General features: G+C 72.1%; 19 protein-coding genes. 7 read left to right on the top strand and 12 right to left on the bottom strand.

Annotated features, from left to right (window positions below; genetic code table 11):
• Nucleotides 1–18: 18 nt before the first annotated feature.
• Nucleotides 19–2,151: a hypothetical protein gene (locus ACWCXX_RS17545; RefSeq protein WP_451128060.1), complete on the bottom strand. Its 2,133-nt coding sequence runs from the start codon at nucleotides 2,149–2,151 to the stop codon at nucleotides 19–21.
• Nucleotides 2,152–2,489: 338 nt separating this feature from the next.
• Between ACWCXX_RS17545 and ACWCXX_RS17550 the strand changes: the two genes are divergently transcribed.
• Nucleotides 2,490–2,798 (top strand): SH3 domain-containing protein, encoded by a 309-nt coding sequence (locus ACWCXX_RS17550; protein WP_451128062.1) that lies wholly within the window; start codon nucleotides 2,490–2,492, stop codon nucleotides 2,796–2,798.
• A 220-nt stretch (nucleotides 2,799–3,018) separates the two neighbouring features.
• Nucleotides 3,019–3,906 carry a chitosanase gene (locus tag ACWCXX_RS17555; RefSeq protein WP_451128064.1) on the top strand — a complete coding sequence of 296 codons (888 nt, stop codon included), beginning with the start codon at nucleotides 3,019–3,021 and terminating at the stop codon, nucleotides 3,904–3,906.
• A gap of 92 nt (nucleotides 3,907–3,998) precedes the next feature.
• On the opposite strand, the gene ACWCXX_RS17560 is transcribed toward ACWCXX_RS17555, so the two are convergent.
• From ACWCXX_RS17560 to ACWCXX_RS17600, 9 genes are all read right to left on the bottom strand, one after another.
• Nucleotides 3,999–5,438 carry a nucleobase:cation symporter-2 family protein gene (locus ACWCXX_RS17560; protein WP_451128066.1) on the bottom strand — a complete coding sequence of 480 codons (1,440 nt, stop codon included), beginning with the start codon at nucleotides 5,436–5,438 and terminating at the stop codon, nucleotides 3,999–4,001.
• 238 nt (nucleotides 5,439–5,676) lie between these two features.
• Nucleotides 5,677–7,074 (bottom strand): 8-oxoguanine deaminase, encoded by a 1,398-nt coding sequence (locus ACWCXX_RS17565; protein ID WP_451128068.1) that lies wholly within the window; start codon nucleotides 7,072–7,074, stop codon nucleotides 5,677–5,679.
• Nucleotides 7,075–7,119: 45 nt separating this feature from the next.
• Nucleotides 7,120–8,517, bottom strand: coding sequence for a nucleobase:cation symporter-2 family protein (locus ACWCXX_RS17570; RefSeq protein ID WP_451128070.1), 1,398 nt, complete (start codon nucleotides 8,515–8,517; stop codon nucleotides 7,120–7,122).
• Nucleotides 8,518–8,588: 71 nt separating this feature from the next.
• A complete protein-coding gene (pucL, locus tag ACWCXX_RS17575) occupies nucleotides 8,589–9,536 on the bottom strand; it encodes a factor-independent urate hydroxylase (RefSeq protein ID WP_451128072.1) in 948 nt (315 codons plus the stop codon).
• Between the two features lie 7 nt (nucleotides 9,537–9,543).
• Nucleotides 9,544–9,936: a hydroxyisourate hydrolase gene (gene uraH / locus ACWCXX_RS17580; protein ID WP_451128074.1), complete on the bottom strand. Its 393-nt coding sequence runs from the start codon at nucleotides 9,934–9,936 to the stop codon at nucleotides 9,544–9,546.
• Between the two features lie 69 nt (nucleotides 9,937–10,005).
• Nucleotides 10,006–10,515 (bottom strand): 2-oxo-4-hydroxy-4-carboxy-5-ureidoimidazoline decarboxylase, encoded by a 510-nt coding sequence (gene uraD, locus ACWCXX_RS17585; protein WP_451128076.1) that lies wholly within the window; start codon nucleotides 10,513–10,515, stop codon nucleotides 10,006–10,008.
• Nucleotides 10,516–10,706: 191 nt separating this feature from the next.
• Complete coding sequence (locus tag ACWCXX_RS17590) at nucleotides 10,707–11,084, bottom strand: helix-turn-helix domain-containing protein (protein WP_451128078.1); 378 nt, start codon at nucleotides 11,082–11,084, stop codon at nucleotides 10,707–10,709.
• A complete protein-coding gene (locus tag ACWCXX_RS17595) occupies nucleotides 11,081–11,332 on the bottom strand; it encodes a hypothetical protein (RefSeq protein WP_388985342.1) in 252 nt (83 codons plus the stop codon). The genes ACWCXX_RS17590 and ACWCXX_RS17595 overlap by 4 nt, the downstream gene beginning before the upstream one ends.
• Before the next feature lie 101 nt (nucleotides 11,333–11,433).
• Nucleotides 11,434–12,639 (bottom strand): lactonase family protein, encoded by a 1,206-nt coding sequence (locus ACWCXX_RS17600; protein ID WP_451128080.1) that lies wholly within the window; start codon nucleotides 12,637–12,639, stop codon nucleotides 11,434–11,436.
• Nucleotides 12,640–12,862: 223 nt separating this feature from the next.
• Here ACWCXX_RS17600 and ACWCXX_RS17605 point away from each other — a divergent pair, with 223 nt between their 5' ends.
• The 3 genes from ACWCXX_RS17605 (at nucleotide 12,863) to ACWCXX_RS17615 (ending at nucleotide 16,343) form a co-directional block, all read left to right on the top strand.
• Nucleotides 12,863–13,702 carry a TIM barrel protein gene (locus ACWCXX_RS17605; protein WP_451128082.1) on the top strand — a complete coding sequence of 280 codons (840 nt, stop codon included), beginning with the start codon at nucleotides 12,863–12,865 and terminating at the stop codon, nucleotides 13,700–13,702.
• A gap of 44 nt (nucleotides 13,703–13,746) precedes the next feature.
• On the top strand, nucleotides 13,747–14,646 hold the full coding sequence (locus tag ACWCXX_RS17610) for a 2-hydroxy-3-oxopropionate reductase (protein WP_451128084.1): 900 nt from the start codon (nucleotides 13,747–13,749) through the stop codon (nucleotides 14,644–14,646).
• Between the two features lie 239 nt (nucleotides 14,647–14,885).
• A complete protein-coding gene (locus tag ACWCXX_RS17615; protein WP_451128086.1) occupies nucleotides 14,886–16,343 on the top strand; it encodes a catalase in 1,458 nt (485 codons plus the stop codon).
• A gap of 293 nt (nucleotides 16,344–16,636) precedes the next feature.
• Here the strand turns inward: ACWCXX_RS17615 and ACWCXX_RS17620 are convergent, their stop codons facing one another.
• On the bottom strand, nucleotides 16,637–19,744 hold the full coding sequence (locus ACWCXX_RS17620) for a tetratricopeptide repeat protein (RefSeq protein WP_451128088.1): 3,108 nt from the start codon (nucleotides 19,742–19,744) through the stop codon (nucleotides 16,637–16,639).
• A gap of 150 nt (nucleotides 19,745–19,894) precedes the next feature.
• Between ACWCXX_RS17620 and ACWCXX_RS17625 the strand changes: the two genes are divergently transcribed.
• Nucleotides 19,895–20,800, top strand: a complete 906-nt coding sequence (locus ACWCXX_RS17625) for a hypothetical protein (RefSeq protein ID WP_451128090.1) — start codon at nucleotides 19,895–19,897, stop codon at nucleotides 20,798–20,800.
• Nucleotides 20,801–20,869: 69 nt separating this feature from the next.
• Here ACWCXX_RS17625 and gcl read toward each other — a convergent pair whose 3' ends face one another.
• Nucleotides 20,870–22,645, bottom strand: a complete 1,776-nt coding sequence (gene gcl / locus ACWCXX_RS17630) for a glyoxylate carboligase (RefSeq protein ID WP_451128092.1) — start codon at nucleotides 22,643–22,645, stop codon at nucleotides 20,870–20,872.
• A gap of 324 nt (nucleotides 22,646–22,969) precedes the next feature.
• Here gcl and ACWCXX_RS17635 point away from each other — a divergent pair, with 324 nt between their 5' ends.
• Nucleotides 22,970–23,689, top strand: a complete 720-nt coding sequence (locus tag ACWCXX_RS17635) for a hypothetical protein (protein WP_451128094.1) — start codon at nucleotides 22,970–22,972, stop codon at nucleotides 23,687–23,689.
• The last annotated feature ends 297 nt before the right edge of the window (nucleotides 23,690–23,986 follow it).

Raw genomic sequence — 23,986 nt, forward strand, 5'->3', positions numbered from 1 at the left:
CCCCGGTGCGCCGGGCGGTCAGCCCAGGCTGCGCGCCGCCTCGCGGGCCTGCTCCCGCAGCTTCTCGTCGGCCGGGCAGATCGCCGATTCCACGCCCGAGGCCCGCACCCGGAGGTCCCGTTCGGCCAGGGCCGTCAGACGGCGCCGATGGTCCTCGGTGAGGGCGGCGGGCCCGAGGAGGACCAGGGCCTCCAGGGCGAGTTCCGCGTCGGCATCCGCCTCCGCCGAGTCCAGGAGCAGACCGGCCGTGCGTGGTCCGTCGAGGGATTCGGGGGCGATCGCGTGCAGGGCGAGCACCGCCGCCGGGACGTGCGTCCGTTCGCCCAGCAGTCCTTCCAGCGCGGGTACCAGCGGCCGGGCCGCCCCGCCCAGGGACACGGCCGCCAGCGCGGCCCGGCGGAACGTCCAGCGCATCCACATCCTCCCGGTCTCCGCCAGCACACCGGCCAGCACCGGCACCGCCTGCGCGGCGTCACCCGTGATCCGCCACAGGGCCGACACGATCGCGATGTCGCAGTCCATCTGCGGGGTGATGCGACCGCTCTCGAGGTCGCTGAGCGCGGACCGCAGGGCCGGCGCCAGGTCCGACGCCTCCGGGCCCAGCTCGGCGGCGAGTTCCGCAGCCGCCTGCACGTCACCGCCGTCGCCGACGAGCTGGGCGGTGACTGCCTCCTTCAGCGGCCCGGTCTCCCCCGTCAGTTCGCGTACCGCCTTCGCCGCGGCGAGCCGGCCGTTCTCCGGCCCGGAAGCGGCGGCGTCGGTCAGCAGCCGCGCCGTCCGCGCACGGTGTTCCGGCGGGCAGACCGCGACCAGCGCCCTCGGCACGGCGGCCGGGAAACGCGGCAGCGCGGACCGCAGCTCGGGCAGGGCGGCCGCCGCCCCGCTCCCCCAAGAGCCGAGCAGGGACAGGAGGTGGAAGGGCTCGTTGCCTTCGAGGTCCTCGGCGACCAGCCGGGTCCGGATCGCGTCCAGCAGCGCGGCGTCGCACGGAAGGGGCCGGACACCGACCACCGCCCCGAACGGGGAGCCACCCGCCGCGCCCAGCGCCCGCGGGCGTCGTCCCAGCTCACGGGCGAGGAGCGGCGCCGCCAGGTCGGGGGCCACGAGGACGAGCGCCTCCAGGGCACGGTCCGCCGGATCGCCCTCGCCCCCTGCGGCACGGGCCAGCTCCGGGGCGGCCGCAGCGGCGTGCGGGCCCAGCTTCCGGAGCAGCGAATACGCCGCGGGCAGACCGTCCGGATCGGCGGCCAGCGCCGGCACCGCACCGGCCAGCCGCTCCGGGGCGCTGCGCGACAGCAGACACGCCTGCTCGGCCGCCCACACCGCCTCCGCGCGCGCCTCGGGGACCTCGCTGCGCAGGGCGGCGTCGAGCAGCGCGTACACCGCGTCCCGGTCCGCGTCGGTGTCGCGGAGCAGCAGCGTCTCGACGACGTACCGCAGGGGTTCGTTCCGCTCCAGGTCGAGGCGGTCCACGACCAGCCTGTCCGCGGGGAGGAGGGACAGCATCGCCCCGTGGTGCTCGGGACCCCAGGGCAGGCCGCCGTCCACGCAGGCCAGCAGGGCCGCGATGCGCACCTCGCCCGGCTCCTGGGCACCGATGAGCGCGGTCACCCCGGCGGCGGTACCCGCCGGGTCCAGATGCGCCATGGCCCCGATCAGCTCGGCCCGCACCCGCGGATGGGTCTCCGTCTCCCGGCGCCGCCGGAGCACCGGCAGCACCCGATCGGCCGCATTGGTCATCGCGGCGGCCCACACCGCGACGCACCGGAGCCCCGGCTCCTCGGCGTCGACCGACGCCAGGATCAGCGGCAACTGGTCCACGACGGCCGCCCGGCAGGCGGCCTCGTCCGTGTCCCCGTCGTCCGCGCCGCCCTCCGCTATCCCGCCGAGCAGCGTCAGGAGGTCCTCCGTGAGGTGTCCGGCCCCGGCGAGCCGCGCGAGGTACGGAACGGCACGGGCCGTCGCCCCGTAGACCGAACCCTGGTGCAGGATGGCGCCGTACAGCTCGGAGACCGCCTCGGTCGCGGCGTCCTTGTCGTCGCCCGCGAGCGCCCGCAGGTGCCCGGGAATGTCGGCGGCGGCCCCGTAGGCGTGCTGCAACTCCGCCCAGGGCTGCGCGTCGACGTCGGCGAAGAACAGTTCGAGATCCATGGACCGGATCATGGCACCCGACACTGACAACGCCCCGCCCCCGTCCCCCTGCCCCTGCCCCTGCCCCTGCCCCTGCCCCTGCCCCTGCCCCTGCCCCTGCCCCTCGCAACGACCGCGGCGCGGCGGCGATCACCGGTTCCCCGCTCCCAAACCCCCGGCGGGCAGGCGCCAGAAGCGTCCGCCCGCCACCTGCGCACGCCGGTGCGCCTGGCGCATGACCTGCACTTTCACTGCTGCCCGAACGGCGGCTTCGACCCGTGACCGGACGATCCTGGACCGCGTTGGGGCTGACGAACGGCTCGTGCCGACGCGGGTCGGAACACGGAGGAGGGAACCGCATGATGAAGAAGATGATGCTGGCCGCGACGGTCCTGGCGGCCGGTCTCGGGTTCGCCCTGAGCCCCGCCGCCCAGGCCGTGCAGAGCCCCGTCGCGGCCCAGTCCGCGAAGGCGGCCGCAGTGGTCTGCACCGTCAACGACAACGGGGTGAACTTCCGCGGCGGACCCGGCAACAGCTACCCGGTCCTGGGCCAGGTGAACCGAGGTCAGAAGCTCAACGCCCGCGGTCAGGACGGCAGCTGGGTCATGGGTGACCTGTGGGGCGGCCCCACCGGCGTCTGGATCTACGCGGGCTACCTCGACTGCTGAGACCGGCGCCCTCCGGTCCGTGCCCCAGCCGCGTACCTCGGCCCGGATCCCGGGGGGCGCCCCCGGCCCCGCACCGCGCGCTCCGCGCGGTGCGGGGCCGTTCCACGTTTCGGGAAGTTCTCAACTTCCCCGTGCCCAGGGGGTGTACTACCCTCACTCCGCCCTGATAGGAAAGCTTCCTAACAGACCGACGGAACGAAGAACTCCCTTTGGAGGACTGGTGCACGCTCCCCATCAGCGCGCCGCACGTCGCAATGCCCGTCCCGTGCGCATCGCGGTCGTCGCGCTCGGGCTCTCCCTCATGGCGATCCCCGTCGCGGCCCACGCCGGTGCCCCCACGCATCAGGCGGCGCAGCAGCCCTCGGCGGTGGCCCGGCCGGCCGCCACCGTGGCCGCCGCGACCGGTCTGGACGACCCGGCGAAGAAGGAGATCGCCATGCAGTTGGTCTCCAGCGCCGAGAACTCCTCCCTGGACTGGAAGTCCCAGTACAAGTACATCGAGGACATCGACGACGACCGCGGCTACACCGCGGGCATCATCGGCTTCTGCTCCGGCACCGGGGACATGCTCGACCTCGTCGAGCTGTACACCGAGCGCAAACCCGACAACGTCCTCGCCAAGTACCTCCCCGCGCTGCGGAAGGTCAACGGCACCCCCTCGCACCAGGGGCTGGACCCCAACTTCACCAAGGACTGGGTGAAGGCCGCGTCCGACTCGGCGTTCCGGAAGGCGCAGGACGACGAGCGGGACCGGGTGTACTTCAACCCGGCCGTCAAGCAGGGCAAGGCCGACGGCATCGGCACGCTCGGCCAGTTCGCGTACTACGACGCCATCGTCATGCACGGCGACGGCGGCGACAGCACCGGTTTCGGCTCCATCCGCAAGCGTGCCCTGTCGAAGGCGAAGCCGCCGTCCCGGGGCGGCGACGAGGTCACGTACCTCAACGCCTTCCTGGACGCCCGGGTCTGGGCGATGAAGCAGGAGGAGGCCCACGAGGACACCAGCCGGGTGGACACCGCCCAGCGGGTCTTCCTGAAGAAGCGCAACCTGAACCTCGACCCGCCGCTCGACTGGAAGGTGTACGGCGACAGCTTCCACATCGGCTGACGCGTCCGGACCTCATGACTGTGGCGCGTACGGCAGCTCCCGCGGGGGTCGCCGTACGCGCCACAGCGCCGTACCGGGCCGTGCCTGGTCGGTCAGTGCGCGCCCACCGGGGCCGCCGACCGGTCCCGGCCCTGCTCCGGCGCTTCCGGCTCCGGCTTCCCGCCGAGGTGGTTGAAGGCCAGGTTGAGCACGATCGCCACCACGCAGCCGGTCGAGATCCCGGAGTCGAGCACGACGAGCAGGTCCTCGGGGAACGCGTGGTAGAACTCCGGCGCGGCGATCGGGATGAGGCCGACGCCCACGGCCGCGGCCACGATCAGCGCGTTCTCGCCCTTCTCCAGCGCGGCGGCCGCCAGGGTCTGGATCCCGCTCGCGGCGACCGAGCCGAACAGCACGATGCCCGCACCGCCGAGGACCGGCAGCGGGACGAGCGCGATGACCGAAGCGGCGGCCGGGACCAGCCCGAGGAGGATCAGGATGCCGCCACCGGCGGCCACCACGAAGCGGCTGCGCACCTTGGTCATCGCGACGAGGCCGATGTTCTGGGCGAAGGCACTGCACATGAAGCCGTTGAAGAGCGGGCTGATGGCGCTGCCGAGCGTGTCGGCGCGCAGGCCGCCCTCGATGGTCCGTTCGTCCGCCGGCCGGTCGACTATCCTGCCGAGCGCGAGCATGTCGGCGGTGGACTCGGTCATGCAGACCAGCATCACGATGCTCATGGAGACGATCGCGGCGATCTCGAACTGCGGCGTCCCGAAGTGGAACGGGGTGGGGAAGCCGATCGGGTCGGCGTTCCCCAGGGCGCCGAAGTCGGTGATGCCGACCGGGATCGCGATCAGCGTGCCGATGACCAGGCCGAGCAGGATGGAGATCTGCTGGAGGAAGCCGCGCAGCAGTTTCCGCAGGGCCAGCACGATCACCAGGGTGACGGCGGCCATGGTGATGTTGGTCGTGGAGCCGTAGTCCGCGGCCTTGGCGTTGCCGCCCTGGGACCAGTTGAAGGCGACCGGCAGCAACGACACGCCGATCAGGGTGATCACGGTGCCGGTGACGACGGGCGGGAAGAAGCGGACCAGCTTGCAGAAGTACGGGGCCAGCAGGAAGCCGAGCAAGCTGGCGACGATGATCGCGCCGAAGATGACGGCGATGCCGTCGTGCCCCCGGTCCTTCCCGATCGCCACCATCGGGGTGACCCCGGCGAACGAGACGCCGTTGACGAACGGCAGCCGGGCGCCGATGCGCCAGAAGCCGAGGGTCTGGAGCAGGGTGGCGATGCCCGCGGTGAACAGGCTCGCCCCCATCAGGAAGGCGGTCTCCTCGGCCGTGAGGCCGACGGCGGGCCCCACGATCATCGGCGGGGCCACCACGCCCGCGTACATCGCGGCCACGTGCTGGAGGCCGCTGGTGAACATCTTCAGCGGGGGGAGCGTCTCGTCGACCGGATGTTTCCGGTGCGCCGGGGACGACTTGGGGTCGGGATCGATGTCGGGTGCTGCGACTGCGTCGTTGTGAAACCTGGGCTTAGCTGCCACGGCGGTTCCTCCGGTCGGTTACACGCCTGGGGCGGCGTGGGTGTCAGGGAGGTGGTGCAAGTGGGGCGTTGATGCAGGTGGAACGTGACGTGCAGCTGGTGCGGGCAGCTTGGGTCCCCGGTGCGGCGGCGCGTGCGGGCACGCTCCACCGCACCGGTTGCCGGGAACCCTTTCGGGCTCCGCGGCGGCCGGTCGAGGGCCGTCCCCCTCGACCGGCCGGTACAGGGGGTCCGGGGCGTCAGGCCCCGGCGGCGACCTGCGCGAGGCGGCGGGCCTCGTCGCGGGTGGCGCGGGCGATGGCTTCCTCGTCCGCGGTGATCAGGTGGTTGTCCTCGACGACGGGCCTGCCGTCGACGAGGGAGAGGGTGACGGGGGCCGCGGCGCCGAGGACGAGCGCGGTCACCGGGTCGGCGATGGAGGCGTGGGCGAGGGTGTCCAGCTTCCAGAGCACCAGGTCGGCGAGCTTGCCCGGTTCCAGGGAGCCGATCTGGTCGGCACGGCCGAGCACCTGGGCGCCGCCGTACGTTCCCAGGCGCAGGGCCTGCCGGGCGTTCAGGGCCTTCTCCCGGTGGGCGCCGAGGCGGTTGATGAGGAGGGCGTTGCGGAGTTCGGTGTGGAGTTCGCCGGACTCGTTGGAGGCGGTTCCGTCGACGCCGAGGCCGACCGGGACACCGGCGGCGAGCATGTCGGGGACCCGGGCGATGCCCGCGGCGAGCCGGGCGTTGGACGAGGGGCAGTGCGCGACGCCGGTTCCGGTGCGGGCGAACGCGGCGATGTCGGAGTCGTTCATGTGGACGCAGTGCGCCATCCACACGTCGTCGCCGAGCCAGCCGGTGGACTCGAAGTAGTCGGTCGGCCCCATCCCGAACAGTTCGTGGCAGAACTTCTCCTCCTCCACGGTCTCCGAGCCGTGGGTGTGCATCCGCACCCCCTTGCGCCGGGCCAGTTCGGCGCCCTGGCGCAGCAGTTCGGTGGAGATGGAGAACGGGGAGCAGGGCGCGGCGGCGACCTGGGTCATCGCGTCGAAGGAGGGGTCGTGGTGCGCGTCGATGGTGGCCTCGGTGGCGGCGAGCGCGCCGTCGAGCGTCTCGACGGCGAAGTCCGGCGGCAGTCCGCCGTCCTTCGCGCCGCGGTCCATGGAGCCCCGGGCGAGGGTGAACCGTACGCCCATGTCGCGGGCGGCCCTGATGATGGCGCCGGACAGGTCGCCGGACCCGCGCGGGTAGACGTAGTGGTGGTCCATGGCGGTGGTGACGCCGCCGCGGGCCATCATGGCGAGCGAGCCCTGCGCGGCGGCGCGGACCATCGGTTCGTCGATGCGCGCCCACGTCGGGTACAGCGCGACCAGCCAGTCGAACAGGTTGTGGTCGGTGGCCAGGCCGCGGGTGATCCACTGGTAGAAGTGGTGGTGCGTGTTGACCAGGCCGGGGGTGGCCAGGTGTCCGGTGCCGTCGACGCGGCGTACGACGTTCTCCAGGCCCCGGGGGGCCCGTCCCGCGCCGACGGATTCGATGCGGTTGCCGGCGACGACGACGTGGCCCGAGGCGTACTCGGTGTCGTCGGCGTCGACGGTCGCGATCGAGCAGTTCTCGATGACGAGGCGTTCCACGTGCTCGGGGGTCGGCGATGCTGCCATGGCGCTGCTTCCTTCTCTTTCCGTGGGTGCGGGCACGGCAGGACCCTAGGAGGATTTGAGTGCCACGGCCGGGCGGCCGTGGGTGCCGAGATGGTGGAAGAACAGGTTGAGCAGGACCGCGACGAGTGCTCCGGCGCTGATCCCGGAGCCCAGGACGGTCTGTGCCCAGGCGGGGAATCCCGCGTAGAAGCCGGGCGCGGCGAGCGGGATGATGCCCGCGCCGAGGGCCACGGCGACCAGGACGATGTTGGAGCTGTCGTCGAGTCCGGCCTCGGCGAGGGTGCGGATGCCGCTCACCGCGATCGAGCCGAACAGGACGATGCCGGCGCCGCCGAGCACGGGCATCGGCACGAGGGAGACGACCGCGCCGAGCACCGGGAAGGCGCCCAGGACCAGCAGTGCGCCGCCCGCGGCCGCGACGACGTAGCGGCTGCGCACCTTCGTCAGGGAGACCACGCCGACGTTCTGGGCGAAGGCGCTCGTCGGGAAGCCGCCGAAGACCGGGCCCAGCACGGTGGCGATGCCGTCGGTGCGCAGTCCGCGGGTGATGGTCCGGCCGTCGGCGGGCCGGTCGCAGATCTCGCCGAGGGCCAGCATTCCGGCGCTGGACTCGGTCATCAGGACGAGCATGACGATGCAGAGCGAGAGGATCGCGGCGGGGTGGAACTCGGGGGTGCCGAAGGCGAACGGGGTGGGCAGTGCGGCGACCGGTGCGGAGCTCAGCGCGGAGAAGTCGGCGAGGCCGAACGGGACCGCGGCCAGGGTGCCGGTCAACAGCCCCGCCAGCAGGGCGATCTGCTTGAGGAAGCCGCGTCCGAACCGCTGGACGAGCAGGATGACGAGGAGGGTGAAGGCGGCCAGCGCGAGGTGCTTCATGTCGCCGAAGTCGGCGGCCTCCTTGTCGCCGCCCCGGGCCCAGGAGACCGGGACGGGCATCAGGGTGACGCCGATCAGGGTGATGACGACGCCGGTGACCAGGGGCGGGAAGAAGCGGAGCAGCCGGCCGAAGAAGGGTCCGACGGCCAGGCAGAAGACACCGGCGAGCATGACCGCCCCGTAGATCGCGGGGAGTTGGTGGCCGGGTGCGGTGGTCTCGGCGATGGCGAGCATCGGGGCGATGCCCGCGGAGGAGGCCGCGTTGACGAACGGCAGCCGGTTCCCGGCGAGGCCGCCGATGCCGAGGGTCTGCAGGACGGTGGCGCATCCGGCGATCAGGAGGCTCGCCGCGATCAGCCGGGTCATGCCCGCCTGGTCGAGGCCGACGGCCTGGCCGATGATGAGCGGAGGGGTGACGACGCCCGCGTACATGGCGGCGATGTGCTGGAGCGCGGCGGGGACGAGCCGCGAGGGGCGGAGCTTTTCGTCCACCGGGTGGACCTGGGCCGCCGGTGGGGTGGGGCAGGGGCCGTCTGCTTCTGCCGGCCCGTGTGGGGGCTGTGCCATGGGGGTTCCCTCCGGTCCGGCCGGTCCCCGTCCGGCGGTGCGCTCGGGACGGGGACCGGCTCGGCGCCGCGTCAGAGGTTGGTCATGTCGACCGGGATCTGCGGCTCGATGCCGTCCCGCAGCACGGTGGCCTCGATCAGGCCGTACGGGCGGTCCGCCGCGAAGTAGACCTCGTTGTCGTTCTTGAGCCCGAACGGCTCCAGGTCCACCAGGAAGTGGTGCTTGTTCGGCAGCGAGAAGCGGATCTCGTCGACCTCGCTGCGGCTGTTGATGATGCGCGAACCCATCTGGTACAGGGTCTGCTGGAGGGAGAGGGAGTACGTCTCGGCGAAGGCCTGGAGCATGTGCTTGCGCGTCTGCTCGTAGGACTTCTCCCAGTTCGGCATCCGCGCGTCGTCGCTGGTCCAGTTGTACCGCCACTTGGCGGACACCTCGGTCGCGAGGATGCGGTCGTACGCCTCCTTGAGCGTCGTGTACTCGTCCTTGACGTAGCCCCAGAACTCGGAGTGCGTGGAGTTCATCACCACGAGGTCCTTGAGCCCCGAGACGACCTGCCACTTCTCGCCGTCGAAGGTGATCTGGGCGGTGCGCGTCTCCTGGCCCCTGCGGACGAAGGAGTGCTTGACCTCGTCGGCGCCGATGAACTGCGAGTTGGCGTCGGAGGTGGCGATGCGCTCCCAGGCGTACTCCTCGATCCGGATCCGGGCCGTCCTGATCGGCTCCTGCGAGGTCACGAAGTGGCGGGCGAGGTGGATGCCGAACTGCTCGGCCGATTCGATGCCGTGTTCCTTGGCGAACGCGTACACCGTGTTCTTGGTGGTGTCGGTCGGCAGGACGTGGGCGTTGGAACCGGAGTAGTGGACGTCCTCCATGTCGCCGGAGAGGGCGACGGAGACGTTCAGGTCCTTGATGTGGTGGGTGTCGCCGTCCCGCGTGATCCTGACGACGCGGTTCTCGGCCTTGCCGTACTGGTTCTGTCCGAGGACCACAGGGCGGGGCTGGTGGGAATTGGCTGTCATGTCGGTGCTAGCTCCCTCGGTAAACGGAGTAGCCGAACGGGTTGAGCAGCAGCGGTACGTGATAGTGCTCGCCCGGAGTGACGGCGAAGGTGATCGCCACCTCCGGGAAGAACACACCGCTGTCCCTTACGCGGGGGGCGTCCTGCTGCGCCTCGGCTTGCTTCTTGCTGGCGAAGTACGTCTCGGTGTCGAAGCCGAGCCGTACGTGGGTGGTGCCCTCCGGCAGTGCCGGCAGGTCCTTGCAGCGTCCGTCCGCGTCGGTCGCGGAGCCGCCGAGTGCCGCCCACGGTGCGTCGGCGCCGCTGCGGGCGGCGAGCGTGACGGCGACGGCTGCGGCGGGGCGGCCGATGCTGGTGTCCAGGATGTGGGTGGACACCGATGCGGTGGCGGAGGTGCTCAAGACCTTCACTCTCCTTCTGATGCGCGTTCTGCGGTACGTGTCCGGCGTTCTTCCGGTACGCGTCCCGGGTTACGTGTCTTCCGTGACGAGACGGGTGAGGCGGATGCGATTGATCTTGCCCAGTTCGGTGCGCACCTGCTCGCGCTCCTGCTCGGGCGAGTTCCCGATCCGGGACTTCACCGCGTCGCGCATCTGCTCCCCGGTGGCCCCGGTGGCGCAGATCAGGAAGACGTGTCCGAACCGCTCCTGGTAGGCCAGGTTCAGTTCGAGCATCTCGGCCTTGAGTTCCTCGGAGGCTCCGGCCATCCCCCGCTGTTCGCGGGAGGAGGTCGGGTCCCCGGGCTTCGGGCGGCCTATCGGGGGGTGTCCGGCCATCGCTTCGGCCAGGTCCTTCGGGGTCAGCTCGGCCGTGGCGGCGTCACTGGCGGAGAGCAGGTCCTGCGGGGTGGTGTACGGGCGTCGGGAGAGGATCGCTCTTCCCCATGCCGCGCTGGCGCACACCTCGTGCAACGTGGTGGTGGCCTCGTCGTCCGCCAGGGTGTTGAACCGGGCGAGGCCCGGCGTGGAGCTCGAAGTCACGGGAGCCTCCGTGGCTGTTTTCGCTGTGCGTTTCTTCGCGCCGCGTCGGTCGGGCTGCGGATAGCTAACGCCCTCCACAACACCACGTCAACACTTTGTTGAAATTATGCGAACGCAAGAGGCCGTCGTCCGAAGATCCGGACGACGGCCCCGCACGGCCTTGCACCGCCTTCGAGCGGCTACGGCCTCAACTACTCGGCTTTGGCGGCATTTTCCCTGTTGAGGTAGTTGTAAATGGTGAAGCGGCTGACCCCCAGCGCGCCCGCCACGGTCTCCACCCCGTGCCGCACCGAGAAGGCACCTCGTGCCTCCAGGTTCCGCACCACTTCCTGTTTGGTCCTGCGGTCCAGTTCGGCCAGCGGTCTGCCGTGCCGGCGCTCCATGGCGGCCAGGATGTGGCCGAGCGATTCCGAGAGCTGGGGCAGCCGGACGGCTATGACGTCCTCGCCCTCCCAGGCCAGCACGACGTCGTCGGCCCTGGCCTGTTCCGGTACGAGCAGCTCCGCGCCCATGGCGTCGACGAGCGGCTTGACCGCGGTGACGAGCGGGTGGTCCGCCGGTTCGGTCACTTCGCGTCCTCCCCGATCACGTTGACCTGGAGCGACACCCGGGTGGCACCCGATGCCAGGGCTCTGCGCAGCAGCGTGTCCACCGCGGTGAGCACCTCGTCCGCGCCGCCCTCCGCCGTGTTGCCGAAGGGGCCGACGTCCACCGCGTCCAGGTCGGCCGTCTGGATGACCTCGCGGGCCACGACCGCGTGGGCGGGCGCCTCGTCGAGATCGAAGGGCTCGGTGGTGAACTCCACTCTCAAGCGCACTGTGCCTCCCTCATGCGTGCTCCGCTTCGCTGCGGAACCCGCGACTCGGGCCCGACCCTAACGGACCCGCGCCGGGGCCGGGCGACGGTGGTCCGGCCGGCTCAGCCCCGGCCCGGAGCCCTGCCTTCGTACGGCAGGACGCACACGGCGACCGGGGCCGCGAAGGCGTCGCCGGCGCGGGTCAGACCACCGGTGCGGGCGTCGACCCGGAAGACCGTGACGGTGCTCGACCTCTGGTTGGCCGCGAAGAGCAGTTTCCCGTCGGGCGAGAGGGCGGTGTGCCGGGGAAAGTCGCCGCCGACCGGCACGGTGTCGAGCAGCCGCAGCACGGCTCCGCCGTCCTCGATCGCGTAGCGCGTCAGGCTGTTGTGCCCCCGGTTGGCGAGGTAGGCGAACCGGCCGTCGGCGGTGACCAGGAACTGTGCGGGGAAGCTCGTGCCGGCGCCGGTACCGGTGGACTGCGGGGCGCCCGGGGACAGGGTGCCGGTGGCCGGGTCGTAGCCGCAGACGACGGCGGTGTTGTCGAGTTCGCAGGCCAGGTAGGCGAAGCGGCCTCCGGGGTGGAACGTGAGGTGCCGGGGCCCGGCGCCGGGGCGCAGCGTCGCACGGGAGATCCGGGCGAGCGTGCCGTGCCTCTCGTCCAGCCGGTAGGTGTACACGGTGTCGTTGCCGAGGTCCACGGCGAGGACGTGGCCGCCGTCGGGGGTGGTGACGATCTGGTGGGCGTGCGGCCCGTCCCGGCCGGGGCCGGGCGGTGGCGCGTCGTGGGCGACCAGGTCCGTGCGCTCCCCCAGCGAGCCGTCGGCCCGGACGGGGTGCACCGCGACGCTGCCCGAGGTGTAGTTCGCGGTGAGCAGCCATCTGCCGGTGGGGTGGACGGAGAGGTGGACGGGCCCCGCCCCGCCCGTGTCGCGCGCCCCCAGCACCCGGTGGGCTCCGTCGGGCGAGAGGGCCACGGCCGCCACCCGGCCCCGATCCTGTTCGGCGACCGCGTAGACGGTGGCGCCCGAGGGGTGCAGGGCCAGGTACGAGGGGTCGACCACGCCCGTGATCACGGGGCCGGCGGAGATCGCCCCGGTGCGGGGGTCGCAGGTCGCGGTCCCGATGCCCGTGCCGCCGCCCTCGGCGGAGGTGTACGTGCCGAGCAGCAGACGCGGGGCGGTGCGCGGGCGCGCGGCGGCGGCGCGCCCCGGATCCGGCGCGGCTCCCGGACGCCGGGGCGGGCCGGGCGGGGCGGGGGCCACCGAGAGGGCGGCGCCGCCGATCAGCGCTCCCAGGACGGCGCGTCGGCTGGTGGCGTGGTTCATGCGGGACACCTCGCACGGGGTCGGCTGCGTCGGACGCACCAGCCACCCTGTCCCGCCCCGGGTCCCTCCGGCAACCTGCGCGATTCCGGTCCCGCCTCGCGCAACCCTCACGAAGGCGCCCGGCCCGAATTCCGGGCCCCCTCTTGACAGCCTCCACACCGCCGGGCAATCTTCCGTTTTGTAGAAACTAACTTCCGCAATACGGAAGGAGCGCCGAACCCTCATGGGCTACCCGGACCAGCGCTTCGATGTGAACCTTTCGATCCTCTTCACCGAGCTCCCGCTCCTGGAGCGTCCCGCGGCCGCCGCCGCGGCCGGCTTCACGGCGGTCGAGCTGTGGTGGCCCTGGATCGAGACCCCCACTCCGCCGCAGGCCGAGCTCGACGCCCTCAAGAAGGCGCTCGACGACGCCGGCACCCAGCTGGTGGGGCTGAACTTCTACGCCGGCCGGCTGCCCGGCCCCGACCGGGGCGCACTCTCCGTACCGGGCGCCGAGTCGGAGCGCTTCCGCGCCAACGTCGAGGTGGCGGCCGACTTCGCCGCCTCGGTCGGCTGCAGGGCGCTCAACGCGCTCTACGGCAACCGGGTCGACGGTGTGGACCCGGCCGCGCAGGACGAACTCGCCCTGGAGAACCTGGTCGCCGCCGCCCGTGCGGCCGACCGGATCGGGGCGGTGCTCCTGATCGAGACCCTCAACGCCCCGGAGTCCCCGCGCTACCCCCTGGTGAGCGCACCGGCCGGAATCGAGGTCGTCGACCGGGTCAACGCGGCGACCGGCCTCGGGAACGCGAAGTTTCTCCTCGACCTGTACCACCTGTCGATGAACGGCGAGGACCTCGGCCGGGTCATCGCGCGGTACGCCGGGAAGACCGGTCACGTCCAGATCGCCGACAACCCGGGGCGCGGCGCGCCCGGCACCGGATCGCTGCCGCTGGAACAGCTCCTCGACGAGCTGACGAAGGCCGGTTACGACGGCTGGGTCGGCCTGGAGTACAAGCCGGGCGACCGGCCGAGCGCCGAGGCCTTCGAGTGGCTCCCGGCCACCGCGCGGGCCGCCCGCTGAAGGCGGCCGCCCCCTCGTACACACGCTTATCGGAAGGCACCCTCATGAGCAGCAATCTCCCCAAGGTCGCGTGGATCGGGCTCGGCATCATGGGCTCCCCCATGTCCGAGAACCTGATCGGGGCCGGGTACGACGTCACCGGATACACCCTGGAGCAGGCGAAGGTCGACCGGCTGGTCGCGGCCGGCGGCACCGGGGCGGGCTCGGTCGCCGAAGCGGTCCGGGACGCCGATGTCGTCATCACGATGGTGCCCGCCTCCCCGCAGGTCGAGGCGATCGCCTACGGCCCCGACGGCATCCTGGAGAACGCGCGGCCCGGCACCCTGCTGATCGACATGTCGTCGATCACGCCGCAGACCTCCGTGGACCTCGCGAGGAACGCGAAGGACAAGGGCATCCGGGTGCTCGACGCCCCGGTCTCCGGCGGCGAGGCCGGCGCGATCGAGGCGGTGCTGTCGATCATGGTCGGCGGCGAGCAGACCGACTTCGACGAGGCCGGACCGATCCTCCGGGCGCTCGGCAGGACCATCGTGCTGTGCGGCCCGCACGGCTCGGGCCAGACGGTGAAGGCCGCCAACCAGCTGATCGTCGCGGTCAACATCCAGGCGTGCGCCGAGGCCGTCGTCTTCCTGGAGAAGTCCGGCGTCGACCTCGCCGCCGCGCTGGACGTGCTCAACGGCGGGCTGGCCGGTTCGACGGTACTGACCCGCAAGAAGGACAACTTCCTGAAGCGGGACTTCGCCCCGGGCTTCCGGATCGACCTGCACCACAAGGACATGGGCATCGTCACGGACGCCGCCCGCAACGTCGGCGCCGCGCTGCCCGTCGGTGCCGTGGTCGCCCAGCTCGTGGCCTCGCTGCGCGCGCAGGGCGACGGCGGCCTGGACCACTCGGCGCTGCTGCGCGCGGTCGAGCGCCTGTCGGGGCAGCCCGTCCAGGTCTGACCGGCGGGGCCCGCGGCCCGCGCGGAACGCCCCGGCACCCCTGACTTCCGGACGGCGTCGGCGCCGACACCTGTCCTGTCGCGCCCAGGCGCCGGCGCCGTCCGGAACACCTCGCACCCAGGTTCAACAAACTGTTGACGCCGGGTTCGGAGCGTACTTACGCTCCTGGAGCCCTGAGCCGTCGCAGTTCAGCAGTTCAGCAACTCAGCAGCTCCCGTACGGAAGGTCGCCCCGACACCATGACGCAGCGTGTGCTTACGACCGAGTCAGGCGCCCCGGTCGCCGACAACCAGAACTCCGCCACCGCCGGTGTCGGTGGCCCGATCCTCCTCCAGGACCAGCACCTGCTGGAGAAGCTGGCCCGCTTCAACCGGGAGCGCATCCCGGAGCGCGTGGTCCACGCCCGCGGTTCCGGCGCGTACGGCTACTTCGAGGTGACCGACGACGTCACCGCCTTCACCCGGGCCGACTTCCTCTCCGAGGTCGGCAGGCGCACCGAGACGTTCATCCGCTTCTCGACCGTCGCCGACTCGCTGGGCGGCGCGGACGCCGTGCGCGACCCGCGCGGCTTCGCCCTCAAGTTCTACACGGACGAGGGCAATTACGACCTGGTCGGCAACAACACGCCGGTGTTCTTCATCAAGGACCCGATCAAGTTCCCCGACTTCATCCACTCGCAGAAGCGCGACCCGTTCACGGGCCGTCAGGAGCCGGACAACGTCTGGGACTTCTGGGCCCACGCCCCCGAGGCGACGCACCAGGTCACCTGGCTGATGGGCGACCGCGGCATCCCCGCCTCGTACCGTCACATGAACGGCTACGGCTCGCACACGTACCAGTGGACGAACGCCGAGGGCGAGGCGTTCTTCGTCAAGTACCACTTCAAGACGAACCAGGGTGTGCGCTCCCTCTCCAGCGAGCAGGCCGCCGAGCTCGCGGGCAGGGACGCCAACTCGCACCAGACCGACCTGCTGCAGGCCATCGAGCGCGGGGTGCACCCGTCCTGGACGCTGTACGTGCAGGTCATGCCGGCCGCCGAGGCCGCGGACTACCGCTTCAACCCGTTCGACCTGACCAAGGTGTGGCCGCACTCCGACCACCCGCTGCAGCGGGTGGGCCGGCTGGTGCTGGACCGCAACCCGGACAACGTCTTCGCCGAGGTCGAGCAGGCCGCGTTCTCGCCCAACAACTTCGTGCCCGGCATCGGCCCCTCCCCGGACAAGATGCTCCAGGGCCGGCTGTTCGCCTACGCGGACGCGCACCGCTACCGGCTCGGCGTCAACCACACCCAGCTCCCGGTGAACGCGCCGCGCACCCCGGTCGTCGACAACTACGGCCGCGACGGGCTGCACGCCACCCGCAACGGTTCGCGCCACGACAAGAACTACGAGCCCAACTCGTACGCGGGCCCCGCCCAGACCGACGCGGCGCTCTCCGCCCCGCTCGCGGTCCACGGCTGGACCGGCACCCACGCGGCGCCCGCCCACACCAAGGACGACGACTTCTTCCAGGCGGGCGAGCTGTACCGGCTCATGTCCGAGGACGAGAAGGGCCGTCTGGTCGCCAACATCGCGGGCGGACTCTCCCGGGTGACCCGCGACGACGTGATCGAGAAGAACCTCGCCCACTTCCGCGCCGCCGACGCCGACTACGGCAGGCGCGTGGAGGAGGCCGTCCGCGCCCTGCGCGAGGAGTAGTACCGGGAGGGGCACCGGCCCCTCCCCCGAGAACCCTGCCCGTGCCGTGTACCCGGATGAGGGGTGGCACACCGCACGGGCAGGAACGAGGCTGCGGTGGCGTGCGACGTCAGTGCGGTGGCGGAGGCCGTGGCGTCTCCTCGTCCCCCGACCTGAAGGGGGCGGGGGTCCACGGCCCGCTCGCCGCCGCCGCGGCCCCTGTCACTCCCCGGACCGGGGCGTGGAGCACGGGGACGGTTCCCGTGCTCCACGCCCCGGCCGCGTTCCGGGTGCCCCGTCCGGGGCCGTTTCCCTCATCTGCTCAGCAGATCGTCCAGCGCCTCCTGTGCGGCGAGGGTGCTCGGGTGCTCCTCGCCCAGGACGCTCCCGCGGTCGGCCCGCACCGCACGCATCATCTCGACGGCGGCCGGCACGTCCCCGAGCTGCGCGGTGACCAGGGCCCGGCCGTACGACGTCGTGATCACCTCGGCGTGGCGGGGGTTCCGGTAGCGGGCGAGCCGGTCCACGTGGAGGGTCTCCAGCTCGGCCAGGGCGGTGGCCGGGTCGCCCAGTTCGGCCTTCAGCATGGCCATGTTGTAGCGGGAGATCATCACCGTCGGATGGTTCGCGCCGTTGACCCGCCGCTGGTCCTCGATCAGGGCCTCGTGCAGGGTCCACGAGGTCTCCGGGTCGCCCAGCTCCCAGGTGTAGCGGGCGATGTTCAGCCGTACGAGCAGCGTGTTGGGGTGGTCCTCGCCGCGCACGCGCTCCACGTCCGGCAGGAGGTCCCGGTACGCGTCGAGGGCCTCCTGCCGTCGCCCCGCCTCTCCCAGGAACTTGCAGATGTTCATGCGGCTGAAGACGACCTGCGGGTGGCCCTCGCCGAACACCTCCAGCCGGTCCCGCAGCAACGCGTCGTGGAGGGCGAGCGCCCGCAGCGGCCGTCCGAGCGCACCGTGCCAGTACGCGACGTAGTGGCGGCTCTCCAGGACGTCCTGGTCCCGTTCGCCGAAGGCCCGGCGCTGGTCCTCCAGCAGCTCCTCGTGCAGCCGCAGCCCCGTCGCCATGTCCCCGCCCCGGCCCGTCCAGTACGCGATGTGGTGCCGGGTGGCCAGGGTGCGCCGGTCGTCCGGCCCCAGGACGCGCGTCTGGTCGGCCAGCACCGCCCGGTGCAGTTCCACCGCCGCGGTGAAGTCACCGGTCTCGCCCGTCGCGTACGCGATCCGGTGCCGGGTCTCCAGCACGTCCGGGTCGTCCTTCGCGAGGACCCGCGACTGGTCCTCCAGCAGCTCCTGGTACAGCTCCCGGGAGCGCCGGTAGGAACCGGCCTTCCCCGTCCAGTAGGCGGCCCGTCCCCGGGCGCGGAGCACGAGGGGGGTGCCGGCCCCGAGGCGCTCCGCCAGCCGCTGGGCCCAGGCGGCCCAGCGGTCGCGGTTGACCGTGGGTTCGGCGGCGGCACGCCGTTCCAGGACGGCGAGCAGCCGCTCGTACAGTTCCGGTTCGCGGATCGCGGCCTGCCACAGGTGTTCCGGCTCGGCCTGTTCCGCGTAGGCGTGCAGCGGATCGTCGGGCGCGTGTTGGTTCATGGGGGCCATGATCTCCAATGCCCGGCACAGCGCACGGTGCCCGCGCACCACGTCGAGCGTCTCGCACAGGTACTCGACCAGGGTCTGGTGGTGCACGCCGAGGAGTTCGCTCCCCTCGGGGTGGTGCGCCCGTACGATCAGGCCCGGCAGCAGGTCCAGGACCTGGTGCAGCGCGTCCTCGTCGGCCGGTCCGCCCAGCTCCCCGACCGCCCGGAGCAGCAGGGCGCGGGGCAGTTCGGCGCCGAGCCCGCAGGCCGCGAGGACGGCGAGAACGGCGTCGACCCATTCCTCCCGTCCCTCCGGCGCCGCGTCCCGGGCCGGGAGGAGCACCCCCGCGTAGAGCTCCTGGTACGACACGCTTCCGGCGTGCGCCAGGGGGCCGAAGTCCGCGAGCAGGCGAGTGATCTCCCAGTTCCCGGCCGCCTGGCGGAGGATCTCCCGCCGGGTCTCCCCGGAGTGGCTGTGGGCCTCCAGGTACGCGCTGAGCTGCCGTTCCCCCGCCGTCGGCAGGAGCGGCTCGCGGTGCCAGTGGTCCGGCAGCCGCACACCGTCGCGGCTCGTGACCACCAGGCCGAACCACGGCGGTGCCGATTCGCTCAGCGCGGCCAGTTCGCGCAGGACACCGGCCCGGTTCGTGGGATGGACCTGGTCGAGCCCGTCCACGATCACGCGGACGGGTTCGCGCGGCTCCATCAGCCCGAGCGGCCCGGCGACGCCGAACTCGGCAGTCCGCAGGGAGCCCTGGTCGTCCGCGGACGTCCGCGCCCGGTACGTCTTCTCGGCCTCCGGGAATCCCGGCAGGTACCGGCGCAGCTGCCCGGAGAGCTGCGTCATCGAGAGGCCGGAGGTCCAGGCGGGGTCCGAGAGGCGGACGAGCGCGCAGACCTCCGGGGCCTCCCGGTCCGGGAGCAGTTCGGCGCGGCACAGCGCGGCGGCGAGTGTCGATTTGCCCGTGCCCATGGCACCGAGCACGGCCACGACGCGGTGTCTGCGGACCGATTCGGTGAACCGCGCCAGCTCGTCGGGGGCCTGGAAGTACTGGAGCGCGGGGACGAGTTCCCTGGCGGGGCGCGTGCCGGCCAGCACGCTCAGGGCCGCGTTGTGCGCGACGTTGTGGGCGATCCAGACACCGTACGGATCTGCGGAGGTGCTTCCACCGCCGTCGTACGAGGCCGACTGCGGGTCCTGGCGCACCAGTTGCGGGCCCACCAGCCGGCGCACCGGGCCGGTGTGCAGCTTTCCGCCCAGCCGGATGTCGCCCTGTCCGATCAGCCTGTTGAGGGCGACCGAGAACTGCAGGCCGTACGCCGGGCGGCCGTCCGCCGACGAGAGGATCTCGACCCGCCGGCCCGTGCGCATGGCGGCCGGGAACCAGGCGTTCGCCCCGGTGAGCACCGCGTGGCCCGACATGCACGCGTCGACGATGACGAGGAGTTCCCGGACGCCGCCGTGGCGTTGCGCCAGTCTGCGTAATTCCTGGGGCAGTGGGAAGGCCGTCTCCGGGCCGGGGGTGGCGGGGGTGGAGCGCACCGGGAAGAGGAACTCGCCCTCCCTGCCCGCGTGTCCGTGCCCGACGAAGCCGATCACCAGACAGCCCCCGCAGGCCGAGGCCCCGGCGAACGCCTCGGTGAGCGCGGCGGTCACCTCGTCGACCGTCGCGGGGTCGGTCAGCAGGCCGTTCCCCCAGGCCGGGGCGCATCCGCCGCGGAGGGGGTCCAGCAACAGGTCCCCCAGCTCGGTCGCGCAGGGCTCCAGCAGATCCAGTCCGCTCCCGGGTTTCTCCTCGCGCGCTTCCCAGTGCGAAGCGATCACCAACGCCTTGCGTTCAGCTGCCACCCGCCCATTATCGACAGCTGTCCGATCATCAACCAGATGCCCGTGCCGTCGAGTTGAGGAACTCGCGGGAATCGTCGTTCGTCGTTCGTCCTGGCGAGGGAGTGACGGTGCGCACGCGGGCGACCCGGGCGCGGAATCGGCGGGAGAGGCATGGCTGAGCTGGTCATGGTGCACGGGATCGGTCCCGAGGACGAGACCGAGGAGCAGCTGAGGGCGGACTGGGTGCGTGCCCTGGCGCGCACCCTGCGCGACAACGGCCACCGGGAGCGGGCCGACAGGATCGAGGACGGCTCGACGACGGTCGCCATGGCCCATTACCGCGGTCTCTTCGCCCCCTATGTGCCGCAGGACGACTGGGACGTGCCGTTCCCCGAACAGATGGCGCTCACCAGCGAGACCGTCGGCGAGAACATCATGGACAACATCCACCGGCACGCCTCCGACCCGGCGGACAGCGCCGAGGCCGCCCGTGAGCTGACCGGGCTGCGCGCGGAGGTCGGCCCCGAGCAGGGACCGTACGCTCCGGTCCGGCTGGTCGTCGCCATGCTGGGGCGGCTCGGTCCGGTCGCCCGCTCCGGATTCGCCGCGCTCAGCAGCACCGGAGTCTTCCACCTGGGCCAGGTGGCCGCCTATCTCGACGACGAGTCGATACGCGAACGGGCGATCGAGTCGGTGCTGTCCCGGGTGACGGCGGACACCAGGGCGGTGGTCGCGCACTCGCTGGGCACGGTGGTCGCCTACGAGGCCCTGCACAGGCTCGACCGGCCGCTGCCCCTGCTCGTCACCTTCGGCTCGCCACTGGGCCTGCGCTCGATCATCCGGGAACGGCTGCGCCCCCGGCCGCTGCGCACCCCGGACCACATCGAGCGCTGGGTGAACGTCGCCGACCGCGACGACTACATCGTCTCCACCCTGCGGCTGAGGACGCTGTTCCCCGACACCGACGACGTGCTGGAGCGCACCCGTCTGGTGAAGAACGCCAACAGCGATCCCCACGCGGCGGTGGAGTACCTCAAGCACTGGGAGACCGTGGAGCCCCTCGCGCAGGTGCTCTGACCCCTGCCGGGGACGCCGCGGCCCCCGCCCGGGATCCGGGGGCGGGGGCCGCGGCCGGCCGGAGGGTGCTCAGGACACCGCGAGCGGGCGGATCGCGGTCGGCGCGTGGGACGGCTCCGTCGCGAGGTCCTCGAACTCGTTGACGGACGCGATGTCCGTGCCGCTCATCGCGATGTTCGTCACGCGTTCCAGGATCGCCTCGACCACCACCGGGACCCGGAACTCGGCGGCCAGCTTCTTCGCCTCCTCGAAGGCGGGCAGCAGCCGGTCCGGCTCGGTGACGCGGATCGCCTTGCAGCCCAGCCCCTCGACGACCTTGACGTGGTCGACGCCGTACACGCCGAGCTCCGGCGAGTTGAGGTTCTCGAACTCCAGGTTGACCTGGAAGTCGATGTCGAAGTTGCGCTGCGCCTGGCGGATCAGCCCCAGGTAGGAGTTGTTCACCAGGACGTGGACGTACGGGATGCGGTGCTGCGCGCCGACGGCCAGCTCCTCCAGCATGAACTGGAAGTCGTAGTCGCCGGAGAGCGCGACGACGGAGCCCTCCGGGTCGGCCGTGGCGACGCCGAGCGCGGCCGGGACGGTCCAGCCGAGCGGTCCGGCCTGGCCGCAGTTGATCCAGTGGCGCGGCCGGTAGACGTGCAGCATCTGGGCGCCGGCGATCTGGGAGAGGCCGATCGTGGTGACGTACCGGGTCTCGGGCCCGAACGCCCGGTTCATCTCCTCGTACACCCGCTGCGGCTTCAGCGGCACGTTGTCGAAGTGCGTGCGGCGCTGCAGCGCGGCCCGGCGTTCCTGGGTGGAGGCGGCCCACCGCGAGCGGTCCTTGAGCCTCCCGTCCGCCTTCAGCTCGCGCGCCACCTCGACGAACAGTTCCAGCGCCGCCCCGGCGTCGGAGACGATGCCGAGGTCGGGGGCGAAGATCTTGCCGATCTGGGTGGGCTCGATGTCCACGTGGACGAAGGTGCGGCCCTGCGTGTAGACGTCCAGCCTGCCGGTGTGGCGGTTGGCCCAGCGGTTGCCGATGCCGAGGACGAAGTCGGACTCCAGGAAGTTGGCGTTGCCGTAGCGGTGCGAGGTCTGCAGGCCGACCATGCCCGCGTTCAGCTCGTGGTCGTCGGCGATGGCACCCCAGCCCATCAGGGTCGGGACGACCGGAATGCCCGTCAGCTCGGCGAACTCCACCAGGAATTCGGACGCGTCGGCGTTGATGACACCGCCGCCCGCGACGATCAGCGGGCGCTCGGAGGCGTTCAGCAGCTCCAGCGCGCGGACGATCTGCTTGCGGGTCGCGGCGGGCCTGTGCACCGGCAGCGGCTCGTACAGGTCGGGGTCGAACTCGATCTCGGTGAGCTGGACGTCGATGGGCAGGTCGACGAGGACGGGGCCGGGCCGGCCGGTGCGCATGAGGTGGAAGGCCCGCTGGAGGACGCCGGGAACCTGGGCGGCCTCCAGGACGGTGGTCGCGGCCTTGGTGACCGGCGCCGCGATCGAGGCGATGTCGACCGCCTGGAAGTCCTCCTTGTGGAGCACGGCGGTGGGGGCCTGGCCGGTGATGCAGAGGATCGGGATCGAGTCGGCGATGGCCGAGTAGAGGCCGGTGATCATGTCGGTGCCGGCCGGCCCCGACGTGCCGATGCAGACGCCGATGTTGCCCGGCCGGGCCCGGGTGTAGCCCTCCGCCATGTGGGAGGCGCCCTCGACGTGCCGGGCGAGCGTGTGGTGAACCCCGCCGGAGGCCTTGAGGGCCGCGTAGAAGGGGTTGATCGCCGCGCCCGGCACACCGAACGCGTTGCTGACGCCTTCGCGCTTGAGGATCTCAACTGCCGCTCGGGCGGCGGTCATTCGAGGCATTGAGTGCTCCTGCTGGGACCTGGCGGATTCGGGCTCTGTCGCGCCACCTGAGAGCACCAATTCCGTATCACGGAAGTTTTATTCTGTTATGTGGAAGTCAATCTAAAGTGCGCCCCGACAGCCGTCAAGGGACGGCGCACGGAGCGGACCGTGCGCCCGCCACGGCCCGCGAAATGTGCCAAGTCCCTCCCCAGGGCCTCGCTCCTGGTGAACCATGGACGGAGAACGGAGTGGGCCCACCGGCCGGCACCGGCGCGTCCCGTGCGCCGGAGCGGCCCCGCCGCGGGACGGCCCCGGGCCCGGAGGGAGACCATCGTGGAGTCGGTGCCGGTACGCTGCCCGGCCTGCCGCCGCGACCACGCGTACAGCGGCCCGGTGTACCCCTGCCCGTGCGGTGCCCCGACCGCCCCGCCCCTGCTGCCCGGCGCCCCGGTCGTGCCGATCACCCACCGCACCTGGAACGACGACTGGGTGACGGTGCGCTGTCGCGCCTGCGGACGCCACGACCAGTGGCCGCAGCCGGAGCTGTGCTGCCCCTGCGGGGCGGTGCTGCGCATACCGGTCCGGCCGGTGGCGGCCCCCGGCGACGGCCCCGCCCCCGACGACGCGGCCCCGCCGTCCCACATCCCGCTGCCGCGCACGGCCCCGGTGCCCCGGCCGGCGTTCCGGCCCGCGGCCATCCTCGGCACGGACGACGCGGTCGCCACCGCGGCCCGGTACCTGCGGTGGCTGGGCTACCAGGACGTCGTACGGCCGTCGCGCCCCTCCCCCGCACGGATCGACCTGCGGGCCCCCGGGCTGCTGGCCCAGGTCGACACGGCCGCCCGCGCGACCGCCCTGCGCGACGTCGAGTGCCTCTGGCTGCACGCTTTGGGCGCGTCGGCCACCGGCGTGTTCTTCTCCCTCGCGGGATACGAGCCGGAGGCCGGGGCACGCGCGGACGGACTGGGCATGCCGCTGTTCATGATGGACGCGACGGGCACGCCCCAGCCGGTCAACAGCCCGGCCGACGAACTGCTGGGCACCGGGGCCTGAGGGCTGTCCCGTAATCCCCGGTGGATCAGCGCGCGGCGTCAGATGCGGTGCATCGCAAGGCGGAGGGGCGTCCGCATACCGGATGTATTCGGACGTTCCGACAACGCAGCGAGGATGGGGTCTCCCCTGCTCGAGCGCAGCCGAGAGCTCGGGGAAGTGGCTGTCGTCGCGCGCCCGCCGGGGATTACGGGACAGCCCTTAGGGTCTTTTCGTCTGGATCATGCCCGGACCGCGGCGCCCGTGCGGACCGCGGCGCCCGCGCGTCCGGCCCCGGGCGAGCGGAGGAGACCGGGGCGA

The organism is Streptomyces sp. NPDC001732 (genome assembly GCF_053596315.1).

Excerpts from the sequence above, each read along its gene's own strand:
- gcl (WP_451128092.1), bottom strand. The coding sequence starts at position 22,645 with ATGACCGCCGCCCGAGCGGCAGTTGAGATCCTCAAGCGCGAAGGCGTC.
- ACWCXX_RS17550 (WP_451128062.1), top strand. The coding sequence starts at position 2,490 with ATGATGAAGAAGATGATGCTGGCCGCGACGGTCCTGGCGGCCGGTCTC.
- ACWCXX_RS17610 (WP_451128084.1), top strand. The coding sequence starts at position 13,747 with ATGAGCAGCAATCTCCCCAAGGTCGCGTGGATCGGGCTCGGCATCATG.
- ACWCXX_RS17625 (WP_451128090.1), top strand. The coding sequence starts at position 19,895 with ATGGCTGAGCTGGTCATGGTGCACGGGATCGGTCCCGAGGACGAGACC.
- ACWCXX_RS17545 (WP_451128060.1), bottom strand. The coding sequence starts at position 2,151 with ATGGATCTCGAACTGTTCTTCGCCGACGTCGACGCGCAGCCCTGGGCG.
- ACWCXX_RS17570 (WP_451128070.1), bottom strand. The coding sequence starts at position 8,517 with ATGGCACAGCCCCCACACGGGCCGGCAGAAGCAGACGGCCCCTGCCCC.
- ACWCXX_RS17615 (WP_451128086.1), top strand. The coding sequence starts at position 14,886 with ATGACGCAGCGTGTGCTTACGACCGAGTCAGGCGCCCCGGTCGCCGAC.
- ACWCXX_RS17605 (WP_451128082.1), top strand. The coding sequence starts at position 12,863 with ATGGGCTACCCGGACCAGCGCTTCGATGTGAACCTTTCGATCCTCTTC.
- ACWCXX_RS17600 (WP_451128080.1), bottom strand. The coding sequence starts at position 12,639 with ATGAACCACGCCACCAGCCGACGCGCCGTCCTGGGAGCGCTGATCGGC.
- ACWCXX_RS17565 (WP_451128068.1), bottom strand. The coding sequence starts at position 7,074 with ATGGCAGCATCGCCGACCCCCGAGCACGTGGAACGCCTCGTCATCGAG.
- pucL (WP_451128072.1), bottom strand. The coding sequence starts at position 9,536 with ATGACAGCCAATTCCCACCAGCCCCGCCCTGTGGTCCTCGGACAGAAC.